General features: G+C 75.0%; 19 protein-coding genes. 9 read left to right on the top strand and 10 right to left on the bottom strand.

The genetic code is table 11. The annotated features are described in order from the left end of the window. Positions 1 to 57: 57 nt before the first annotated feature. Positions 58 to 282 (top strand): hypothetical protein, encoded by a 225-nt coding sequence (locus ACRAKJ_RS11725; protein ID WP_438922171.1) that lies wholly within the window; start codon positions 58 to 60, stop codon positions 280 to 282. A gap of 130 nt (positions 283 to 412) precedes the next feature. On the opposite strand, the gene ACRAKJ_RS11720 is transcribed toward ACRAKJ_RS11725, so the two are convergent. Then, on the bottom strand, positions 413 to 1,411 hold the full coding sequence (locus tag ACRAKJ_RS11720) for an AraC family transcriptional regulator ligand-binding domain-containing protein (protein WP_438922172.1): 999 nt from the start codon (positions 1,409 to 1,411) through the stop codon (positions 413 to 415). 72 nt (positions 1,412 to 1,483) lie between these two features. On the opposite strand from ACRAKJ_RS11720, the gene ACRAKJ_RS11715 reads away from it, so the two are divergent. From ACRAKJ_RS11715 to ACRAKJ_RS11705, 3 genes are read left to right on the top strand one after another with little or no spacing between them, the layout of a single operon-like run. Then, complete coding sequence (locus ACRAKJ_RS11715; RefSeq protein WP_438922173.1) at positions 1,484 to 2,878, top strand: NAD(P)-binding domain-containing protein; 1,395 nt, start codon at positions 1,484 to 1,486, stop codon at positions 2,876 to 2,878. Positions 2,879 to 2,880: 2 nt separating this feature from the next. Continuing rightward, complete coding sequence (locus ACRAKJ_RS11710) at positions 2,881 to 4,539, top strand: FAD-dependent oxidoreductase (RefSeq protein ID WP_438922174.1); 1,659 nt, start codon at positions 2,881 to 2,883, stop codon at positions 4,537 to 4,539. A 9-nt stretch (positions 4,540 to 4,548) separates the two neighbouring features. After that, positions 4,549 to 5,130: an acetoacetate decarboxylase family protein gene (locus tag ACRAKJ_RS11705; protein WP_438922175.1), complete on the top strand. Its 582-nt coding sequence runs from the start codon at positions 4,549 to 4,551 to the stop codon at positions 5,128 to 5,130. 5 nt (positions 5,131 to 5,135) lie between these two features. Here the strand turns inward: ACRAKJ_RS11705 and ACRAKJ_RS11700 are convergent, their stop codons facing one another. The 3 genes from ACRAKJ_RS11700 to ACRAKJ_RS11690 all read right to left on the bottom strand — a co-directional run bounded on the left by ACRAKJ_RS11700 (position 5,136) and on the right by ACRAKJ_RS11690 (position 7,252). Continuing rightward, complete coding sequence (locus ACRAKJ_RS11700) at positions 5,136 to 5,294, bottom strand: hypothetical protein (RefSeq protein ID WP_438922176.1); 159 nt, start codon at positions 5,292 to 5,294, stop codon at positions 5,136 to 5,138. A gap of 120 nt (positions 5,295 to 5,414) precedes the next feature. Further along, positions 5,415 to 6,269: an alpha/beta hydrolase gene (locus ACRAKJ_RS11695; protein ID WP_438922177.1), complete on the bottom strand. Its 855-nt coding sequence runs from the start codon at positions 6,267 to 6,269 to the stop codon at positions 5,415 to 5,417. After that, the gene (locus ACRAKJ_RS11690) at positions 6,266 to 7,252 is read right to left on the bottom strand and encodes a hypothetical protein (RefSeq protein ID WP_438922178.1); all 987 of its coding nucleotides are present in this window, start codon (positions 7,250 to 7,252) and stop codon (positions 6,266 to 6,268) included. The genes ACRAKJ_RS11695 and ACRAKJ_RS11690 overlap by 4 nt, the downstream gene beginning before the upstream one ends. A gap of 72 nt (positions 7,253 to 7,324) precedes the next feature. On the opposite strand from ACRAKJ_RS11690, the gene ACRAKJ_RS11685 reads away from it, so the two are divergent. Continuing rightward, the gene (locus ACRAKJ_RS11685) at positions 7,325 to 7,795 is read left to right on the top strand and encodes a MarR family transcriptional regulator (protein ID WP_438922179.1); all 471 of its coding nucleotides are present in this window, start codon (positions 7,325 to 7,327) and stop codon (positions 7,793 to 7,795) included. 12 nt (positions 7,796 to 7,807) lie between these two features. On the opposite strand, the gene ACRAKJ_RS11680 is transcribed toward ACRAKJ_RS11685, so the two are convergent. Continuing rightward, positions 7,808 to 8,215, bottom strand: coding sequence for a hypothetical protein (locus ACRAKJ_RS11680; RefSeq protein WP_438922180.1), 408 nt, complete (start codon positions 8,213 to 8,215; stop codon positions 7,808 to 7,810). 144 nt (positions 8,216 to 8,359) lie between these two features. Further along, entirely contained in the window at positions 8,360 to 9,565 is a 1,206-nt protein-coding gene (locus ACRAKJ_RS11675) for a cysteine desulfurase-like protein (RefSeq protein ID WP_438922181.1), read from the bottom strand. A 192-nt stretch (positions 9,566 to 9,757) separates the two neighbouring features. On the opposite strand from ACRAKJ_RS11675, the gene ACRAKJ_RS11670 reads away from it, so the two are divergent. Continuing rightward, positions 9,758 to 11,350 carry a beta-1,3-glucanase family protein gene (locus tag ACRAKJ_RS11670; protein WP_438922182.1) on the top strand — a complete coding sequence of 531 codons (1,593 nt, stop codon included), beginning with the start codon at positions 9,758 to 9,760 and terminating at the stop codon, positions 11,348 to 11,350. 170 nt (positions 11,351 to 11,520) lie between these two features. Next, a complete protein-coding gene (locus ACRAKJ_RS11665; RefSeq protein WP_438922183.1) occupies positions 11,521 to 14,013 on the top strand; it encodes an ABC transporter substrate-binding protein in 2,493 nt (830 codons plus the stop codon). Between the two features lie 151 nt (positions 14,014 to 14,164). On the opposite strand, the gene ACRAKJ_RS11660 is transcribed toward ACRAKJ_RS11665, so the two are convergent. Continuing rightward, complete coding sequence (locus ACRAKJ_RS11660; RefSeq protein WP_438922184.1) at positions 14,165 to 14,710, bottom strand: peroxidase-related enzyme; 546 nt, start codon at positions 14,708 to 14,710, stop codon at positions 14,165 to 14,167. Between the two features lie 112 nt (positions 14,711 to 14,822). On the opposite strand from ACRAKJ_RS11660, the gene ACRAKJ_RS11655 reads away from it, so the two are divergent. Then, positions 14,823 to 15,464 (top strand): MarR family transcriptional regulator, encoded by a 642-nt coding sequence (locus ACRAKJ_RS11655; RefSeq protein ID WP_438922185.1) that lies wholly within the window; start codon positions 14,823 to 14,825, stop codon positions 15,462 to 15,464. Between the two features lie 60 nt (positions 15,465 to 15,524). On the opposite strand, the gene ACRAKJ_RS11650 is transcribed toward ACRAKJ_RS11655, so the two are convergent. Next, positions 15,525 to 16,832, bottom strand: coding sequence for an aminotransferase class I/II-fold pyridoxal phosphate-dependent enzyme (locus ACRAKJ_RS11650; protein WP_438922186.1), 1,308 nt, complete (start codon positions 16,830 to 16,832; stop codon positions 15,525 to 15,527). Between the two features lie 84 nt (positions 16,833 to 16,916). Between ACRAKJ_RS11650 and ACRAKJ_RS11645 the strand changes: the two genes are divergently transcribed. Then, complete coding sequence (locus tag ACRAKJ_RS11645) at positions 16,917 to 17,693, top strand: alpha/beta fold hydrolase (protein ID WP_438922187.1); 777 nt, start codon at positions 16,917 to 16,919, stop codon at positions 17,691 to 17,693. Here ACRAKJ_RS11645 and ACRAKJ_RS11640 read toward each other — a convergent pair. Further along, the gene (locus tag ACRAKJ_RS11640; protein WP_438922188.1) at positions 17,690 to 18,739 is read right to left on the bottom strand and encodes a protein kinase domain-containing protein; all 1,050 of its coding nucleotides are present in this window, start codon (positions 18,737 to 18,739) and stop codon (positions 17,690 to 17,692) included. The genes ACRAKJ_RS11645 and ACRAKJ_RS11640 overlap by 4 nt on opposite strands. Before the next feature lie 121 nt (positions 18,740 to 18,860). Continuing rightward, on the bottom strand, positions 18,861 to 19,808 hold the full coding sequence (locus ACRAKJ_RS11635) for a lysyl oxidase family protein (RefSeq protein ID WP_438922189.1): 948 nt from the start codon (positions 19,806 to 19,808) through the stop codon (positions 18,861 to 18,863). Positions 19,809 to 19,878 lie beyond the last annotated feature (70 nt).

Here is a 19,878-nt window from a genome sequence, read left to right as displayed (position 1 = left end):
CTCGCGCTCGGCGTTCTCGTCGACTGGCGGGAGGTCAACAGCGGCGGCAGTCCACGCGTGGTCCTGGTGTTCGACGTGGAGACCGCCGACGGCATCTCGTTCCGCGGTGTCGCGGACGAAGACCTCACGATCACCGAGCTCACCCGACTCGCCCCGGGGCAGACGTCGCCCGTGCGCTACCGGCCGGCCGTCATGGACCACTACGTCTCCCTCGCCCGGGACGCGGACCCCGCCCACGTGCGGCGGCTCTCCGACGAGATCGCGCGCCGCAAGCGGACCTGACCCGCGCGGTCGATGGTCGAGCAGATCATCCACCGCTGTCGGCGCGGGACCGCGTGGCGTGGTCTTCCCGGGTCGTCCGGGCCGCGGCCCACGCGGCGCCAGGACCGTTCCGACCTCGACCACCACCGGGCTACACCGCACGCCGGCGGCGGCCGTAGTCGCCGGGGGTCGTGCCGCGCCAGCGCCGGAACGCGTGGATGAAGCTCGCCGACTCGGCGTAGCCCAGCTCCCGCGCGATCCGCTCGACGGACAGCGCCGTGGTGGTCAGCAGCACGTCGGCGCGCGCGGCGCGGGCCTCGTCGAGCAGCTCGTGGAAGCTCGTGCCCGACGCGGCGAGCCTGCGGCGCAGGGTGCGCGGGCTGACCGCCAGCTCCTCGGCGACCTCGGTGAGGGACGCGGCCGACCGCTCCAGCCTGGCCCGCACGGTGCGCGCGGTGCCGTCCCGGTCGCGGCGGCGGCCGGCCAGGTCGCGGCACTGCGCCTGGCACACCGCGCCTGCCTCCGGGCTCGCCAGCGGCAGGGCCCGGCCGAGGAAGGCGGCGTCGAACGACGAGCCGGTGCGGTCCGCGCCGAACACCGGCCGCACGCCGAAGTCGTGGCCCGAGGTGTCGGCGGGCTCCGGGAAGCGGAAGTCCACGCCCAGCACGGGGACGCCGCCGGGCAGCAGCTCGTCGATCACGGCGTGGATCGCGGCGAGGTCGCGCTCGGCGAGGAACCGGGCGACGTCGGCGGGCAGCGACCCGTCGTCCAGGGTGATCACCACCCGGTCGCCCTCCACCGCCGCCGTCGGGTCGGTGAACGCGAAGCTCAGGTCGAGGTAGCGCAGCGCGGTGTCGACGGCGTCGCGCACGGTCGCGCAGCTGAGGAACGCGAACCCGAGCACGCCGAACGTCGTGGCCCGGTAGCGGCGGCCGACCTCGGCGCCGCTGTCCGGCAGCACGGCCGCGAGGTTGCGCACCACCCGCAGCTCCTGGCGCGCCTCGACCTCGGCGCCCGGTTCGGCCAGGTGCGCGGCGGTCAGGCCGCTGCCCGCGAGCAGCCGGTCCGGGGGCACGCCGCGGTCCGCGCCGAAGCGCACCAGCAGGGCCGCGCTCGCGACGCCGCGCCGGAAGTCCCACGGTTGCGCCATGGCCACGATTGTCAACTACGCGGCCCGTGATGTCCTGGTGCGTTCGGGGGGTCCTCCCTAGCGTCGGACGGCATGAGGGTGGTCGTCGTCGGGGCCGGGTTCAGCGGGATCGGGGTGGCGCTCGCGCTGCGGCGCGCGGGCGTCGGCGACGTCGTCGTGCTGGAGCGCGCCGACGACGTGGGCGGGGTGTGGCGGGACAACACCTACCCGGGGGCCGCGTGCGACGTGCCGTCGTCGCTGTACTCGTTCTCCTTCGCGCGGCAGCGGTGGTGGCCGCGCAGGTACGCCGGGCAGCCGGACCTCCTGGCGCACCTGCGGCGGCTGGCAGGACCGGTGCGCCACCTCGTCCGGACCGGCTGCGAGGTGGTCGGCGCGGCGCACGGCCCCGGCGGGTGGCGGGTGCGGCTGGCGGACGGCTCGGTCGTCGAGGCCGACGCGCTGATCAGCGCGGTGGGCCAGCTCTCGCGGCCGGCGCTGCCCGACCTGCCCGGCCGGTTCGGCGGGGTCGCGTTCCACAGCGCGCGCTGGCGGCACGACGTGGACCTGACCGGGCGGCGGGTCGCGGTCATCGGCACGGGCGCGAGCGCGGTGCAGTTCGTGCCGCACCTGCGGCGGGTCGCGGCGCACGTCGCGGTGTTCCAGCGGACCGCGCCGCACGTGCTGCCGAAACCGGACGCGGTGAAGCGCCGGGCCGGGCCGCTGGGCGGGCGCGCGGGGCGGCTCGGCACCTGGCTGGCGGGCGAGGCGCTGACGTTCGCGCTGACCCGCGGCCCGTGGACGCGGTCGGTGGTGGCGGCGGCGACCGCGCTGCACCGGTTCTGGCGGGTGCGCGACCCCGCGCTGCGGCGGAAGCTCGCGCCGGACGCGCCGGCGGGCTGCCGGCGGCTGCTGTTCTCCAACGACTGGTACCCGGCGCTGGCCTCGCCGAACGTGGACGTGGTGACCGAGCGCGTCACCGGGCTCGCCGAACGCGGCGTGCGCACCGCGGACGGCGTCGTGCACGAGGCGGACGTGCTGGTCTACGGCACGGGGTTCGCCGCGACGGACTTCCTGGCCCCGGTGGAGGTCCGGGGCCGGGACGGGCGGCTGCTGTCCGACGAGTGGGCGGGCGGCGCGCGGGCGCACCTGGGCATCACCGTGCCCGGCTTCCCGCACCTGTACCTGCTCTACGGGCCGAACACGAACCTGGGCGGCAACTCGGTGCTCACCATGGTCGAGGCGCAGATCCGGTACGTGGTGCGGGTGCTGCGGCACTTCGGCGCGCGGCCGGTGGAGGTGCGGCGCGAGGTGGCGGAGGCGTTCGACGCGGAGGTGCAGCGGCGGTTGCGGCACAGCGTGTGGAGCCTGTGCCGCAGCTGGTACCGCGACGGCGAGCGGGTGACGACGAACTGGCCGGGCCAGGTCGCCGAGTACCGGTCGCGCACCGCGCGGGCGGACCTGGACGACCTGCGACCGGTGGAGGGGTGAGCGTGGACCGCGGGGGGTTCGACCACGACGTGCTGGTGATCGGCTCGGGGTTCGGCGGCGCCACGACCGCGCTGCGGCTGACCGAGAAGGGCTACCGGGTGGGCGTGCTGGAGGCCGGGCGGCGGTTCGCCGACGAGGACTTCGCGCGCACCTCGTGGCGGCTGCGCCGGTACCTGTTCGCGCCGTGGCTGCGCTGCTTCGGCGTCCAGCGGGTCGACCTGCTGCGCGACGTGCTGGTGCTCAGCGGCGCGGGCGTCGGCGGCGGGTCCCTGGTGTACGCCAACACGCTGTGGGAGCCGCCGGAGGCGTTCTACCGCGACCGGCAGTGGGCGCACGTCACCGACTGGCGGGCCGAGCTGGCGCCGCACTACGACCAGGCGTCGCGGATGCTCGGCGTGGTGCCGAACCCGCGCACGTCGGCCGCCGACCGCGTGCTGCGGGACGTGGCCCGGGACATGGGCGTCGGCGGCACGTACCGGACCTCGCACGTGGGCGTCCACTTCGGACCGCCGGGCGACCCGTCGTTCGGCGGGCTCGGGCCGGTGCGGTCGCCGTGCACGCACTGCGGCCAGTGCATGGTCGGCTGCCGGGTGGGCGCGAAGAACACCCTGGTGAAGAACTACCTGCACCTGGCCGAACGGGCGGGCGCGGTCGTGCACCCGCTGACCACGGTGGTGGACGTGCGGCCGTGCGGCGACGGGTACGAGGTGACGGCGCGGCGCACCGGCTCGTGGCGGCGCCGGCGGTTCACCGCGCGGCAGGTGGTGTTCGCGGCGGCGTCGCTGGGCACCCAGCGGCTGCTGCACCGGCTGCGGCGCGGCAGCCTGCCCGGCGTCTCACCGCGCCTGGGGTCGTTGTGCCGCACCAACTCCGAGGCCGTGCTGGGCGTTCGGGTGCGGTCGGCGGAGGTGGACCACTCGGTCGGCGTGGCGATCACCTCGTCGTTCCACCCCGACCCGGACACGCACGTCGAACCGGTCCGCTACGGGCGCGGCAGCAACCTGATGGGGCTGCTGATGACCGTGCTCGTGGACGGCGGCCCGCGGCGGCTGCGGCGGGGCCTCGCCGAGCTGGCGCGCGGGTGGCGCGACCAGGGGTGGCTGCACGACCCGCGCCGGTGGTCCGAGCGCACGATCGCGCTGCTCGTGATGCAGGGCCTGGACAACTCGCTGACCACGGTGGAGCGGCGCGGGCCGTTCGGGCGGCGGGTGACGACCCGGCAGGGCGAGGGCGAGCCCAACCCGACGTGGGTGCCGGTCGGGCACGAGGTCGCGCGGCGGGTCGCGGACCGGGCAGGCGGGGTGGCGCGCGGCTCGTGGGCGGACCTCGCGGACGTGCCGCTGACGGGTCACCTGATCGGCGGGTGCGTGATCGGCGACGCGCCGTCCACCGGCGTGGTCGACCCCTACCACCGGCTGTACGGTCATCCCGGGCTGCACGTGGTGGACGGCTCGACGATCCCGGCGAACCTCGGCGTGAACCCGGCGCTGACCATCACCGCGCTCGCCGAGCGGGCGATGTCGCTGTGGCCCAACAACGGCGACCGCGACCCGCGGCCCCCGGTCGGCGACGGGTACGAGCGGCTGGCGCCCGTGCCGCCGAGGTCGCCCGTCGTGCCGCCCGACGCGCCCGGCGCGCTGCGCTGGGCCCACCGGAAGTGAGGACCTGACGTGGTGGACTACCCCCCGGAGCCGTGGCTGCTGCACGGCCGGGCGTGCGTGACGACGTGGCTGGTGCCCGCCCCGGCGCTGCCGGACCTCCCCGTGCCGCCGCTGGTGGTGGGCGGGCGCGCGGTGGTCGGCACGGCGTTCGTCGAGTACACCCCGCCGGGTATGGCGTACCGGGAGCTGCTGGCGGCCGTGGTGGTGCGCCGCCCCGGCGTGTCGATCACGCACATCTGGGTCGACAGCGAGGCGTCCCGCGCGGGCGGCCGGGAGCTGTGGGGCATCCCGAAGGAGATGGCCGAGTTCCCGGCCCGGTCGAGGGCGCGGACCGCCGACGGCCCGATCGCCTCGGTGACCTGCTCCCCCGCCGGTGTCGGCCTGCGCCTGCCCGCCGCCGCGACGGCGTGGCAGTTCCTGGACGGCGCGGTGGCCCGGACCCCGCTGCGCGCCGCGGCCCGCGTCACCCCGGCGCGGGCCGCGTGGGACATCGCCCCGGACGGGCCGCTGGGCTGGTTGGCGCCGCACCGGGCCGTGGCGAGCGTCGTGGTGAGCGGGCTGCGGCTGCGCTTCGGGCCGCGGCGGCGGTAGCCCCGTCAGTTGCTCCAGGTGTAGCCGTTCGTGCCGACACCCGCGTCGGCGTCGGCGAGCACGGTGGAGTTGCTCCAGGTGAAGCCGTCGGTGGCGGACGGGCCGAGGGCGAGCGTGCCGAGCGCGAGGGCGAGGACGGGCAGCAACCGCGCGATGCGGGTCATGGCGTTCCTTCCGGTGCGGCGGGCGGGAAACGTCCAGTGTGCCGGCGGACGGGCATGATCGGCGGGTTCCGGGTCACCCCAGCCCGCTTCCCCCAGCCCGCTTCCCCCGGCCCGCCTCCCTCAGCCCACCTCCCGCAGCGCTGCCGCGCTCGCCCGCACGATCGCCACCTGCGCCGCCGCGCGGGAGGTCGTCGGCGTGCCGTCGCCCGGCTGGTCGCCGTAGTCGCCGAAGTGGGCGTGCACCGCGCCCGGCACCACCTCGTACCGCGTGCCGGGCGGCAGCAGCGACCGCGACGCCTCGACGTCGGCCGGGGTGGTGAAGCCGTCGCGCTCGCCCGAGACCGACCACGCGGCGAGGCCGGTCCGCGCCGACAGGTCGTCCACCGGGTACGACGCCCACAGCAGCAGGCCGCGCACCCGGTCGTCCGACAGCGCGTACCGGGCCGCCGCGACGCCGCCCAGCGAGTGACCGCCCACGGCCCACGCGGGCACGTCCGGGTGGGCGTCGAGCACGTCCCGCGCCGCGTCGACCGACAGCAGCGGCACGTCCAGCAGCGGTTTCACGACCACGACGAGGGTCCCGTCGCGCGCCAGCGGTGCCAGCAGCGGCAGGTAGGCGCGGTGGTCGACGCGCGCGCCGGGCCAGAAGACGAGTCCCGCGCGCGGCGTCCCCGGCGGCACGAGGGCGACCGACGTGGTGCCGTCCACCACGTCCGCCGGCACCCGTCCGGCCGGGAACGGGTGCAGGTACGCCAACGGCGCCACCAGCAGCACGGCCAGCGGGACGCTCACCCACGCCCGCCGCCGCGCCCGCGCGACCAGCGGCGCGCCCGCCACCGCCACCGCGCAGGCGAGGACCAGGTAGGCGGGGTGCGCGGCCGACACCGCCGACCAGCGCGACGCCACCAGCCACACCGGCACCGCCAGGCAGGCGAGCACGGGCAGGTACCGGATCGCGGGCAGGTACCGGATCACCGGCGGACCGCGCGCGCCAGCCGCAGCGGCGCCCAGACGAGCAGCGCCAGCACCGCCACCAGCAGGTACTCGATCGCGGGGATGCGCACCACCTCGTCGACCCGGTCGAACCCGCGCCACGAGTAGACCCCGAGGACCGCCACGAGGACCACGCCGCCGATCCACCACCGGGCCGCCGCGCTCAGCCCGACGCCGTGCGCCTGGGTGATCACGAAGATGCCGACGAAGCCGAACAGGAACATCGGCCAGATGCCGTCCGGCCCGGAGTTCATCACGGCCACCAGCGTGCCGTGCAGGGCGACCATGACCTCCAGCCCGAGCGTCCACCACCTGTTGGTGTGGGCCGCGGTGAACATCAGGCTGCTCTGGAACAGCAGCAGGAACATGTAGAAGAACCCGATCAGGTGGCCGCTGGTGCTCTCCATCGGGTGGTACCAGAACGTGTAGACGGCGGCCCAGCTGAACAGGTAGCCGTGGTAGCGCCGCACGAACGCCACGACGTCGGCCGCGATCGGCGCCGGCCGCCCGAAGAACAGGCCGCGCCTGCGGTTCTCCATCAGCAGCACGGCCACGAGCAGCAGCACGACCGAGCCCTGCGAGCTGAAGATCGACACGTCCTGCGCGGTGCCGTCGTAGAACACCTGCGTCTGCACGGCGTGCAGGCCGATGAACCCGGCGTTGGCGGCGAGCGCGACGACGTTCACCGGGTGCAGGCCGGCGGTGTACCGGCGCACGCGGGTCTGCGCGTAGTAGATGAGGCCCCACGACACGACCTGGTGCGCGGCGTACCCGACCCACGCCGACGCGCGGGTCCACCACGTCGGGTCGGGCAGCTGCCAGTAGTACCAGGAGGCGCCCTGGTCGGGCAGCAGCTCGACCCCGTGCAGCCGTTGCCCGAGCAGCCACACCACCCCGGTCAGCACCGCGCTCGCGGCCACCCCGACCACCGGCAGGCGGTTCCGTCCCCGCACGTCGTTCAGCACGCTGAGCATCATGCCAAACGTTCAGCTTGCTGAACAATCGGCCACCGACCCCCGCTCTGCGAAGATGGCGCAATGGGCCGAGGGGACGAGCGGGAGGTGGCGCACCAGCCTGACCGGGTGCGCGCCGACGTCGACTCCTGGCCGACCGGCCGCCTGCTGTCGGTGGCCGCGCGGGTCGTGGAGAGCCGGTTCGACGAGGTGCTGGCCGGGCTCGACCTGACCCACGCGGGCCTGATCGCCCTGCACCACCTCGCCGACGGCCCGATGGCGCAGCGCGAGCTGGCGGGCCTGTGCCGGGTCACCGACCAGACCATGAGCCGCACCATCGAGCGCCTGGACCGCTCCGGCCACGTGGCCCGCGCCGCCGACGCCCGCGACCGCCGCCGCGTGCTGGTCGAGATCACCCCCACCGGCCGCGAGGTCCTGACCGCAGCCCGCCGCGAGGAGCAGGAGTCCGAGTCGCTGCTGGGCGCGGTGGACGACTACGACCACTTCCGCCGCCAGCTGATCACCCTGATCGCCGCAGCGGCCCGCCCCCGCTGACCCGCGCCGGGCTCAGCCCGGTTCGCAGGTCGCGAACCGCTCCAGCCCCTCGGGCCGGTCGCCCACCCGGTCGATGGCGATGGCGATCCGGTCCAGCGCCGCCGCCCGCTTGCTCGCCAACGGCCCCAGGATCGCGTTCCGCACGAAGTCCGGACCGCCCTGGCCGCGCGTGCCGACCAGCCGCTCGGTGGCCTCCGCGACCTGCTCGTCGAGGTTCGCCAGCTCCTTCGCCACCTCGGCCCGAGCCGCCTCGGGCACCTCGACCAGGGCCACGACCGGTGACGGGCACTCGATCACCCGCTCCGGGTCCGAGCCGGACGCGGCCAGCGCCGCGACCGCCGTGACGACCATCGCCGCCACGCCGACCGAGCCGACCACGACCGCCCGTCTCCTGCCCGGCTGAGCGTCCTTGTGCCTCATGAGCCACCTTCCTGTCGTCGTGACGCGAGTGCACCCGCACGGCGGTGGTGACCCGTCCTCGACCGGGGTTACGGGCGCCAGCGGGTGCGGTGTTCACCGACCCGCCCGACATTGCGCCGTACGCGCCACGACAGAGGGGTTCCGCTACGCCGTCCGGACGAACCGGTCCAGCCCGTCGAGCAGGCGGGCCACGTCGTCGTCGGTCGAGTACGGCGCCAGGCCGACGCGCAGCCCGCCGACGTCGCCCAGGCCGAGCCACCGGGACGTCTCGATCGCGTAGAACGACCCGGCGGGCGCGTTGACGCCCAGCCCGGCCAGGAACCGGTACGCGTCGGCGGCGGGCCGGTCGGCGAACGTGACGAGCAGGGTGGGCGTGCGGTGCCCGGCGCGCGAGCGCACGGTCACGCCCGGCAGCGCGGCCAGGCCCTCCTCCGCGACGGCGCGCAGCCGGTCCTCGTGCGCCTCGACGGCCGCGAACGACCGCGCGATCCGCGTGCGGCGGTCCCCACCGGACGGCACCAGCCCGGCGATCACGTCGACCGCCGCCGTGCAGCCGACCAGCAGCTCGTAGGGCAGCGTGCCCAGCTCGAACCGCTCGGGCACGGAGTCCGACGACGGCAGCAGCTTGTCCGGCCGCAGCCCCGACAGCAGTTCCGGGTCCGCCGCCAGCACGCCGACGTGCGGCCCGAAGAACTTGTACGGCGAGCAGGTGAAGAAGTCCGCGCCGATGTCGACGACGTCGACGAACGCGTGCGCGGCCAGGTGCACACCGTCCACGGCGAACAGCGCGCCGCCGTCGTGCGCCAGCGCGCCGATCGCCTTGAGGTCCGGCCGGGTGCCGATCAGGTTGGACGCGCCGGTCACCGCGACCAGCCGGGTGCGCGGCGACAGCACGGCGGCGACGTCGTCGGGGGTCAACTCGCCGGTGCGCGGGTCGAACGCGGCGAACCGGGCGTGCGCGCCGACCGCCTCGGCCGCCTGCACCCACGGCCGCACGTTGGCGTCGTGGTCCAGGCGCGTCACCACCACCTCGTCGCCCGGTCCCCAGCCCTTGGCGAGGGTGCGGGCGAGGTCGTAGGTCAGCTGGGTCGTCGAGCGCCCGAAGACGACGCCCCGGGGCGTCGCGCCCAGCAGGTCGGCCAGCGCCCGCCGGGCGTCGAGCACGACGGCGTCGGCCGCCCGCTCGGCGTCGGTGACCACGCCGCGGTTGGCCAGCGGCGAGGTCAGGAAGGCGTGCACCGCGTCGGCCACGGCGGCGGGCACCTGGGAGCCGCCGGGGCCGTCGAAGTGGGCGGTCCCGGCGGCGAGCGAGGGGAACTGGGCGCGCACGGCGTCGACGTCGTAGGTCATGCCGCCCACTCTGCCCCGCGCCTCCCGCTATTGACAGGGCTCACATTCGCGCACAACCATGGAAGCGCTCTCACGAATCGGTCTGGACCAGTTCACACACCGGTCCGCGCCGGTTCGCGGGGGCGGAGACCGCCCCACCGCCCTGAAACCGGTCGGGCGTCTGCCGACAGCACCCTGCACGAGGAGTCAACGATGCGCACTCGAACGAAGTGGTTGAGCGCGCTCGCCGCACTGGCGGCGACCGCGTCGGCGGCTATCGCGATCACACCGGCACAGGCGATCGGCCCCGACCTGCTGCCGCTGACCGTCACCAACAACAGCGGCCGGTCCGAGGCGGTGCACCTGTACGTCCTGGGCACCGACATCCGCAGCGGGCGGCTCGGGTACGTCAACCAGGCGGGCGGGTTCACCCCCTGGTCGCCGGGCGGGAACCCGCCCACGCCGGCCCCCGACGTGTCCATCGCGGGCCCCGGGCTCGGCGGCAGCACGACGTTGCGCGTGCCGCGCTTCATCTCCGGCCGCGTCTACATGTCGTTCGGCGAGAAGCTGAAGTTCTTCCTGACGCCCGACGGCCTGGTGCAGCCCGCGCCGTGGGCGTCCGGCGACCCCAACAGCGGCATCCTGTTCGACTGGAGCGAGTTCACCTACAACGACGCCGGCCTGTGGCTGAACAGCTCCCAGGTGGACATGTTCGCCGTGCCGCACGCGGTGTCGGTGACGGGCGCGAGCGGCGTCACCAAGAAGACCGGTGAGCTGAAGCCCGGCGGGCGGGACGCCATCATCAACGGCATCCGCAACCAGGCCGGCTGGGCGGGGTCGATCATGTCCCGTTCGGACGGCACGGTGCTGCGCGTGCTCGCGCCGGGCAAGGCCGCCGACGTCGGCCAGTTCGACCGCAACTACCTGGACTCGTACATCACCCAGGCGTGGAACGCGTACACGACCAAGACGCTGACCGTGCAGCCGTTCGGCGACCGGCCGGACGTGAAGTACTTCGGCCGCACCTCCGGCACCACGATGAACTTCACCAACCCCGCCGGTCAGCAGGTGGCGTCGTTCGCGAAGCCCTCGACGTCGAACGTGTGGGGCTGCGACGGGGCGCTGGGCGCGCCCAACGACCAGGTGGTCGGCCCGATCGCGCGCACCCTGTGCGCCGCGCTGCACCGCTCCACCCTCGGTCGGATCGACGTCCAGCCCGGCGGCGGCCCGGCCGACTTCTACCAGGGCGCGATCACCAACCACTACTCCCGGTTGGTGCACGCGAACATGGTGGACGGCAAGGCGTACGGCTTCGCGTTCGACGACGTGCAGGCGCAGGAGTCCCTGGTGCACGACGGCGACCCGCGCTCGGCCGGGATCGCGCTGACCCCGTTCACCGGCGGCGGCGTCACTCCCCCGCCCGCCGGCAGCAGCATCGTCAGCAACTGGCACGGCAAGTGCGTCGACGTGCCGAACGGCAACTTCGCCGACGGCCAGCGCCTGGTCGTGCGGGACTGCACGGGTGGCACGAGCCAGAAGTTCGAGTTCGTCGGCGGCACGTTGCGCTCGCAGAACAACAAGTGCGTGGACGTGGCGTGGGGTTCGACGGCCAACGGCGCGGCCGTGCAGCTCGCGACCTGCTCCGGCAACCCGGCCCAGCAGTTCGTCCTGTCCGCCGCGGGCGACCTGGTGAACCCGCAGGCGAACAAGTGCGTGGACATCGCGGAGTGGAACCCGAACAACGACGCGGTCCTGCACACCTGGGACTGCGTCGGCGGCGCGAACCAGAAGTGGCGCCGCGCCTGACGCACGACGACCGACCGACGCCGGGGTGCCTCGCGCACCCCGGCGTCTTCGCGTCGTGACGCCGTCGCGTCCGGCGTCCGGGCGTCGCGGCGTGCCCGTCCACCGGGTGATCAACACCCGGCCGGGGGATGCTCGATCGTGGGGGGCACCGGCTCCCTACCCTGCGCGCCATGGCGGAGAAACCCGACACGGCGGTCGCGCTCACGCACCGGGCCATCGCACTGCGCACCGACGACCCGGAGGGCGCGCGGGCACTGCTCGGCGCGGCGCTGGCGACGGACGCCGAGTACGAACCGGCGTGGCGCTGGCTCGCCGAGCTCGCCACCGACGACGGCGAACGCCTCTTCTGCCTCGACCGGGCGTTCGCGCTCAAGCCCGACCCCGGCACGGACCGGGCTCGGCGGGCGCTGCGCGGCGCGGCGGCCACCGCGCCGCACGAGGTGCACGACGTCGTCGAGCCGCCCCGCCCCGCCGACCCCGAACACCGCCGCTCCCGGACCGCGTGGGTGGCGGCGGGCGCGGTGGTCGCCGTGCTGCTGACCGCGGTCGGCGTGTGGACGGCCACCGGAACCACGGCGAACGACCCGGTGCGCGTCGCCCTCGTCGTCGGCCTCACCGGGGGCGACCCGGCGGCCGCGGCGGACGTCGAACGCGGCGTGCGCCTGCACCTGGACTCGGTCAACGACGCGGGCGGCGTGGCCGGCCACCCGGTCGAGCTGACCGTCCACGACGACGCCGACCGGCCCGAGCGGGCGCGGGAGATCGCCGAGGGGATCGTGCGCGAGGGCCGCGTGCACTACGTCGTCGGGCACGGCGTGAGCGAGACCGCGCTGGCCGCCTCGCCGGTGTACCGCGCGGCGGGCGTCCCGGCCATCACGCCGACCGCCAGTTCCAGCCGCGTCACCGACGAGAGCGACTGGTACTTCCGCAGCACCTACGGCGACCGCACGCAGGGCGACTTCCTCGCCGGGTACGCCGCCGAGGTGCTCGGCGCGCGGGAGGTCGCGGTCGTGCACGACGAGGACGAGAGCGGCCGGTCCGCGAACGCCGCGTTCGCCGACTCGTTCGGCCGGTTCGGCTCGGTCACCTCCCACCCGCTCGACGACGTGGACGCGGTCGTGGCCGCGGTGGCCGCGCGGGACCGGCCGGTCGTGCTGGCCACCGGTCCGGCCAACGGCGCGGAGGTCGTGAAGCGGTTGCGCGCCGGCGGTTTCGAGGCCCCGGTCCTGGGCACCGCCGGACTGGGCACGAAGGCGTTCCACGACTCGCTCGGCGGCGCGACCCGCAACCTCTACCTGGGCACGCCGCTGGCGCACGACGCGCTGCCCGGCCCCGCGCTGGCGTGGGCGGAGGACTTCGAGCAGCGGTACGGGCAGCGGCCGGGGTGGCACGCGGCCACCGGCAGGCAGGCGTTCAACGTGGGCCTGCACGCGATGACCGCCGGCGGCGCGGACTTCCGGCCCGAGCACGTCACCGAGGACCGCAAGCGGTTGCGCGACGCGCTCGCGTCGTTGAAGGACCGGCGCAACGCGTTCCCGGCGCTGCTCGGACCGCTGTACTTCACCGGGAGCGGTTCGGCGCAGATGTCCGTGTCGTTCGTGACGAGCGACGGCACGCGCCTGGTGTCCGCGCCCGTGCAGCTCACGATCTACGAGCCGCCGTCGGCGGACGCGCTGCGCGCCGGGCTGGCGGCCGGGTCGGTCATCGCGGTCGGCGACCGGTACCTGGCGCGGCGGCAGGTGGTGGCCACCGGCATCAACCTCAACGAGGTCCGCGACCTCGACACCCGGGACGGCACCTACTTCGTCGACTTCTTCCTGTGGCTCAAGTACACCGGCGAGCACGCCGCGTCGGACGTGCAGTTCGTCAACTCCGTCAAGCCGGACCTGGGGCTCGGGAAGCCGTTGCGCGACGCCACCGGGCCGGACGGGGCCACCTACCGGCTCTACCGGGTGGCCGACCGGTTCAAGAACGGCTTCGAGTTCCGCAGCTTCCCGTTCGACCGGCAGCAGCTCAGGGTCGTGCTCCAGAACCGCACGCAGACCGCCGACCAGGTGGTGTACGTGACCGACAAGGAGATCCTCGACCAGCCGGCGGAGCACCACCTGCGCAGCGGCGCGGACGCGGACGCCACCATCAACCAGGTGCCGAACTGGGTGGCGCTGTCGGCGCGGTTCTTCCAGCGCACGGTCGGCAGCAGCGACGCCCTCGGCGACGCGTCGGCGGGCGCCGGGGCCAACGGCATCTACTACAGCCAGTACGCGGGGGAGGTCGTGATCGCCCGCGACACCCTGCCGTTCCTGGTGAAGAACCTGCTGCCGCTCGTGCTGCTGGTGTGCGTGACGTACCTGTCGCTGTACTTCAAGGCGTCCGACGGCGCGGCGCCGGTGTCGATGGGCGTCACCGCGATCCTGAGCACCGCCGTGCTGCTGAACAACGTCACGTCCCAGCTGCCGTCGGTCAGCTACACGGTGGCGCTGGAGTGGGGCTACTACGCGTTCATCCTGCTGGCGGCCGGGTGCGTGCTGGTGGCCATGCTGCGCAAGCGCCTGGCCACCCTGAAGCGCGACGACGACGAGCGCCGCCTCACCCGTGCCGCGAGGATCGGCTACCCCACCTACCTCCTGGCCACCGTCCTCGCCTACACCCTCCTCTACGCCTGACCCCGCGAGAGTCCAACCCCCAGGCCCCGAGAGTCCAACCCCCAGGTCGCGAGAGTCGTACCTCCAGGACCCCTGAGTTCTACGTCCGGAACGTAGAACTCAGGAGTCCTGAGCGTTGGACTCTCGAGGCCCGAGCGTTGGACTCTCGCGGTCAGGCGGACTTGTGGAGGGGGACCTCGGGGAAGTCGAGCGGGACGGAGAGGGCGACGTTGACGTAGTTGGTGAAGAGGTTGAGCGCGACGTGCGCCACCAGCTCCACCACCTCCTCGTCGTCGAAACCGGCCTCGCGCAATGCCTCCACGTCGGCGTCGGTCACCTGCGCGCGGTCCTCCACCAGCTTGGCCGCGAAGGTGAGCGCGGCGGCGGCGCGCGGGTCGTGCGAGTGGCCCGCCTGGGCCTGCCCCATGTCCTCGGCGGACACACCCGCCTTGCGCCCCAGGGCGGTGTGGGCGGCCAGGCAGTACTCGCAACTGTTGCGGTCGGCGACGAGCACCGCGACCTGCTCGCCGAGCTTCGCCCCCAGCCGCCCGCCGCCGAGGGCCCCGAAGCCGGCCCACATCATCTTCAGCGCGGCGGGCGAGTTCGCGACGGCCTTGAACATGGCCGGCGTGGCGCCGAACGCGGCGGTGATCTCGTCCAGCAGGGGCTTGGCCTCGCCGGTGGCCGCCTGGGCGTCGATCAGTTCGACTCGGGACATCAGGTGGTGCTCCTGTCATGCGTCGGAAGAACCGTTAGTACTACTATCAATAACGCTAGTAGTACTATCAATGTCACAGGTCCACGTCAAGAGATCGCTAGGAGTGCGAACAGTGGATGTGAGCTTCGACGCGATCAGCGAGCCGGTCCCCAACCGGGTCACCAGCGGGCTCGCCAAGATCGGCGCGGTGCTCCAGAGCCGGGCGTGGAAGGGTGCCGGCCCCGCCGGGGTGACCCCGACGCAGGCGCGGGCACTGGAGCTGCTGCGCGGGCGACCGGCGAGCCTGGGCGGCCTCGCGGCCCTCCTCGGCGTCTCGACCGCGACCGCGAGCACCGCCGTGGGCACCCTGGTCACCAAGGGGCTCGTGGTGAAGGAACCCGGGCCGGACAAGCGGTCCGTGACGCTGCGCCTCACCGGGGCGGGCGAGGCGGTGGCGGACCGCGCGAGCGCGTGGCCCGACTTCCTGAGCCGGGCCGTCGACACCTTCGGCGACGCCGAGCAGGCCGACCTGCTGCTCCTGCTGGTCAAGCTGATCCGCACGTTGCAGCTCAACGGCGACATCCCGCCGCAGCGCACCTGCGTGACCTGCCGCTACTTCCGGCCGCGCGTCCACGAGGGCACCGAGAACCCCCACCACTGCGCCTACCTGGACGCGCCGTTCGGCGACCGGCACCTGCGCCTGGACTGCCCCGAGCAGGCCGACGCCGCGCCCGAGGAGCAGCAACGCGCCTGGGAGCGCTTCGTGGGCGCCTGACCCGGCTGCCCGGGGCCCAGCTGTCCGGGACCTAGCTGTCCGGGGTCCAGCGACCGGGGCTCAGCTGTCCGGGGCGTCGTCCTCCGGGGCGGTCCGGGCCAGCGAGGCCAGCACGTCGAGTGCCTGCACGAGGGTGTCCCGGTCGGTCGAGGCGAGGGCCAGCCGGACGGCGTTCGGGGCGTGCCCGGGCACCACGGCGAACGCGGCGGCCGGGGTGACGGCGATGCCGCGCCGGCTCGCGGCGGCCGTGAAGGTCTCGGCGCGCCAGCGGTCCGGCAGGCGCCACCAGCAGTGGAACGCGCCGGGGTCACCGCGCACGTCGAACCCGGCCAGGTGGGCGCGGGCCAGGGCCTGCCGCTCACGGGCCAGGGCGCGCTTGCGCTCCACGACGGTGTGCACGGTACCGTCGGCGAGCCAGCGGCCGGCGGCGGCGAGCGCGAAGCGGCCCGCCGCCCACCCGCCGGACCGCGCGGTGGCCGCCACCCGGTCCACCAGCTCCGCGGGCGGTACGACGAACCCCAGGGTCAGGCCCGGGGCGAGGCGCTTGGACAGGCTGTCCACGACGGTGGTGCGCTCCGGCGCGAGCGGCGGCACGTCGGGGCCGAGGAACGCGTAGACGGCGTCCTCCACCACCTGCGCGTCCAGCTCGCGCACGACGGACGCCAGCTCGGCGCGCCGCTCGGGCGGCGCGGTCGTGCCGAGCGGGTTGTGCAGGACCGGCTGGAGGTAGAGCGCCCGCACGCCGGCGGCCCGCAGCGCGCCCGGCACGACACCCGCCTCGTCCACGGCCAGCGGCACGAGCGTGATGCCCAGGCGGGTCGCGAGCGCCTTCACCACGGGGTAGGTGACGGCCTCCACGCCGAGCCGCCCGCCCACCGGCACCAGCGCGGCGAGGGCGGCGGCGAGGGCCTGGCGGCCGTTGCCGGTGAACAGCACCCGCCGCGGGTCCGGCGCCCACCCGCCGCGGGCGAGCAGGGCGGCGGTCGCGGCCCGGACCGCGGGCGTGCCGGTGACGCCGGCCGGGGTCATCGCCCCGGCCAGGTCGTCGTCGACGAGCCCGCGCAGGGCGGGCGCCAGCAGCTCGGCCTGGTCGGGCAGCAGGCAGAAGTTGAACTCCAGGTCGACGCGCGCGCCGCCGGGTTCGGCGAGCGCCGGTTCGGCCGGGCGGGTGCGGACGAACGTGCCGCGCCCGACCTCGCCCGTGGTCAGGCCGCGCCGGGCCAGCTCGCCGTAGGCGCGGGCCGCGGTGGACGCGGCGATGCCGTGCCGCCGGGCGAGGCGGCGCTGCGGCGGCAGCCGGTCACCCGGCTTGAGCCTGCCCGCCGCGATGTCGGCGGCGATCCGGTCGGCGATCACCCGGTGGTCCACGCGCACCCCGATTGCACCGAGAGCATTGTCGTCATTGCACCGAGATGGTGCCGCTTCCTAGGCTCGTCGTCAAAGGGGGTGCGCATGAGGAACGCGTACGACGACGAGGGTGACGGCCCGCCGCTGCTGCTGGTGCACGGGCACCCGTTCGACCGGTCGATGTGGCGACCGCAGTTCGAGCACTTCCGCTCCCGGTACCGGGTGGTCGTCCCCGACCTGCGCGGGTACGGCGACGCGCCGGCGGCGACCGGCACCACGCCGCTGAGCGCGTTCGCGGCCGACCTGGTCGCGCTGCTCGACGACCTCGGCATCGACCGGGCCGTGGTGTGCGGGCTGTCGATGGGCGGTCAGATCACCATGGAACTGCACCGGTCGCACCCGGAGCGCGTCCGGGCGCTGGTGCTCGCCGACACCACCCCGGAGCCGGACGACCCCGCCGCCGCGCGGGCCCGGCACGAGGCGGCGGACCGCGTCGAGCGCGAGGGCATCGGCCCCTACGCCGACGAGCTGATGCGGCGGATGATCTCCCCGCGCACGGTGGCCGAACGGCCCGACGTGGCCGACCACGTGCGGCGGATGATGCACGGCGCGCCGCCGTCCGGTGCCGCCGCGGCCCTGCGCGGCCGGGCCGCCCGCCCCGACTACGCGCCCTCGCTGGCCGCGGCCCGGGTGCCCGCCCTGGTCGTCGTCGGCGAGGAGGACGAGTACACGCCGGTCGCCACGGCCCGGCGGCTGCACGAGACCCTCCCCGGCTCGGCGTTCGCCGTGGTGCCGGGCGCCGGGCACCTGCCGAACCTGGAACGGCCGGCGCTGTTCGACGAGGTCGTCGGGCGGTTCCTGGACGAGCTGCCGGACCGCTAGGGGGTGGCCCGGATGGCGTCGATCGGCACCGCGCCACCGGGCCCCACCGGCTGCTCGACCTGCCGGTCCACCCGCTGGTCGGCGCCCGGCCCCTCGACCCGGTCGGCCGCCACCCACGCCCCGCCGACCGCGCACGCCACGGCGGCGGTGGCGATCAGCAGCTTGGTCCGGCCCTTCGGCACGACCGGGAGCACCTCGGTGCGCGCCTCGTCGTCGCGCGGCGGGGGCACCGGCGCGGGCCGGGGCCGCCTGCGCAGCCGCGCCGCGCACTGGGCCGCGGTCGGCCGGCGCTCCGGCGACGTCGACGTCATCGCGGTGAGCAGGCGGTGCAGCTCCGGGGGCAGGGCGGGCGGCACGGCGGGCGGGCGGCGCAGCCTCGCGACCGCCGCCTCCACCCGGCTGCCCTGGTACTCGCGCCGGCCGGTCAGGCACTCCAGCAGCACCAGCCCGAGCGCGTAGACGTCCGCCGCCGGTCCCACCGCCTCGCCGCGCACCTGCTCGGGGGCCAGGTAGGCGGCGGTGCCGATGACCTGGCCGTGGTTCGTGAGCTGCGGCGACCAGGCCGACCTGGCCAGGCCGAAGTCGGCGAGGTGGGGCGCGCCGGACGCGTCGAGCAGGATGTTCGACGGCTTGACGTCCCTGTGCACGACGCCCTGCTCGTGCACGTGCGCCAGCGCGTCGGCCAGCCGCAGGCCCAGCCGCCGGACCTGCGGCAGCGGCAGCGGGCCCCCGGCCAGCCGGTCGCGCAGCGTCGGGCCCTCGACCAGCTGGAGCACCACGAACGAGGTGCGCCCGCAGCGACCGACGTCGTAGACCGACACCAGGCCGGGGTGCGACAGCGCGGCCATCGTCCGCACCTCGTGGTCGAACCGGGTGCTCGCGACCGCGCCGGCGGCGTCGTCGGGGGCGTCGAACAGCTTCACCGCCACGTGGCGGCGCAGCAGCAGGTCCCACCCGCGGTGCACCTCGGCCATGCCGCCGGAGCCGAGCTTGCCCACCAACCGGTAACGGCCGGCGAGCACCCGGTCCTGGGTGGTCAGCGACACGGCTCAGCCCTTCCCGTCGTGGTGCGATCGGCACCGGGTTCCCGGTATCCCGGGGGGCAAACCGGGACGGGGCCGCGGACCGCGCGCCGGTACCCGACCGTGACCACGAAGGGCCCGGCGGTCACCGGGCGCCGGCACAGCGCTCCTGCCCCGGGCAGCTGCGCAGCACCCTGACCAGCGGCGGGGCGGTGACCACGGCGGGTGCCCGGTCGGCGCCGCCCGGCCAGCGCAGCGAGATCGCCATCGAGGAGGCGTTGTTGCCGTAGGACTCCTCGACCAGCGTGCGGTCGCTGTTGACCACGTTGACGACGTCGTAGGTGCCCGACGGCACGCCGGTCAGGTCGAGCCACTGGAAGTCGACGGTGTGCTTGTAGTCGTCGCCGAAGCCCACCGAGATGCCCTCGGCGACCTCCAGCGCCTCCGGGGCGTGGTGGCCGCAGCGGTTCAGCCTCAGGTAGGCGGCGAGCCTGCCCTCCGGCGACGCCCGGTCGACCGGGCGGCGGGCCAGCTCGTCGTCGAGCTCGTAGCGGTCGCCGAGGCAGAAGCCGGTCTTGCGGTCGAGCACGACGGCGTCGCCGGCCGGCGTGCGGAGCTGGAAGTGCTCGAAGCCGAGCAGGTGCCAGTGCGTGTGCGCCGGCGCGGGCTCGTAGTACAGGGTCGCGGGCACGTCGTGCTGCGCCTCGGCGTACGAGCCGGGGATCGAACCGTCCACAGCGGACTGGAACGCCTGCCGCGCGGTCATCGTCGGTTGCGCCGCACTACCGCGGTTGCCGTAGATCAGCAACGGGCCGTCACCCACGTTGTCCGCCGATGTGGTGAACCTGAGCCGCACGGCGCGGCCCGGTTCGCCGAGTCCGAGGCACCTCCCGTTCGGGGCGTCGGGGTCGGCGACCACGCACACGTCCCAGTCGGCGCACCACGCCGGGTTGCCGGCGAACCCGCCGGCGCAGCCGATGGGCGCCTGTCTCAGGTCCGGCAGCAGGACCGAGTCGACGGCCTGCGCGTCCGACGGCCCGACGGCAGCCGCCACCAGCACCGCGGTGGCGGCCAGGGCCGCATACCTGCGCACGTTCTTCTCCCGGGTTGTCGGTCGGGCACGAGTGGTCCACGCGAAACCTAATGAGGTACCCGACCGGAAA

The sequence above is a fragment of the Saccharothrix sp. DSM 118769 genome (assembly GCF_052936295.1).
The sequence above is the reverse complement of the archived record's forward strand: the minus strand, read 5'-3'. Positions and strand labels throughout refer to the sequence as shown.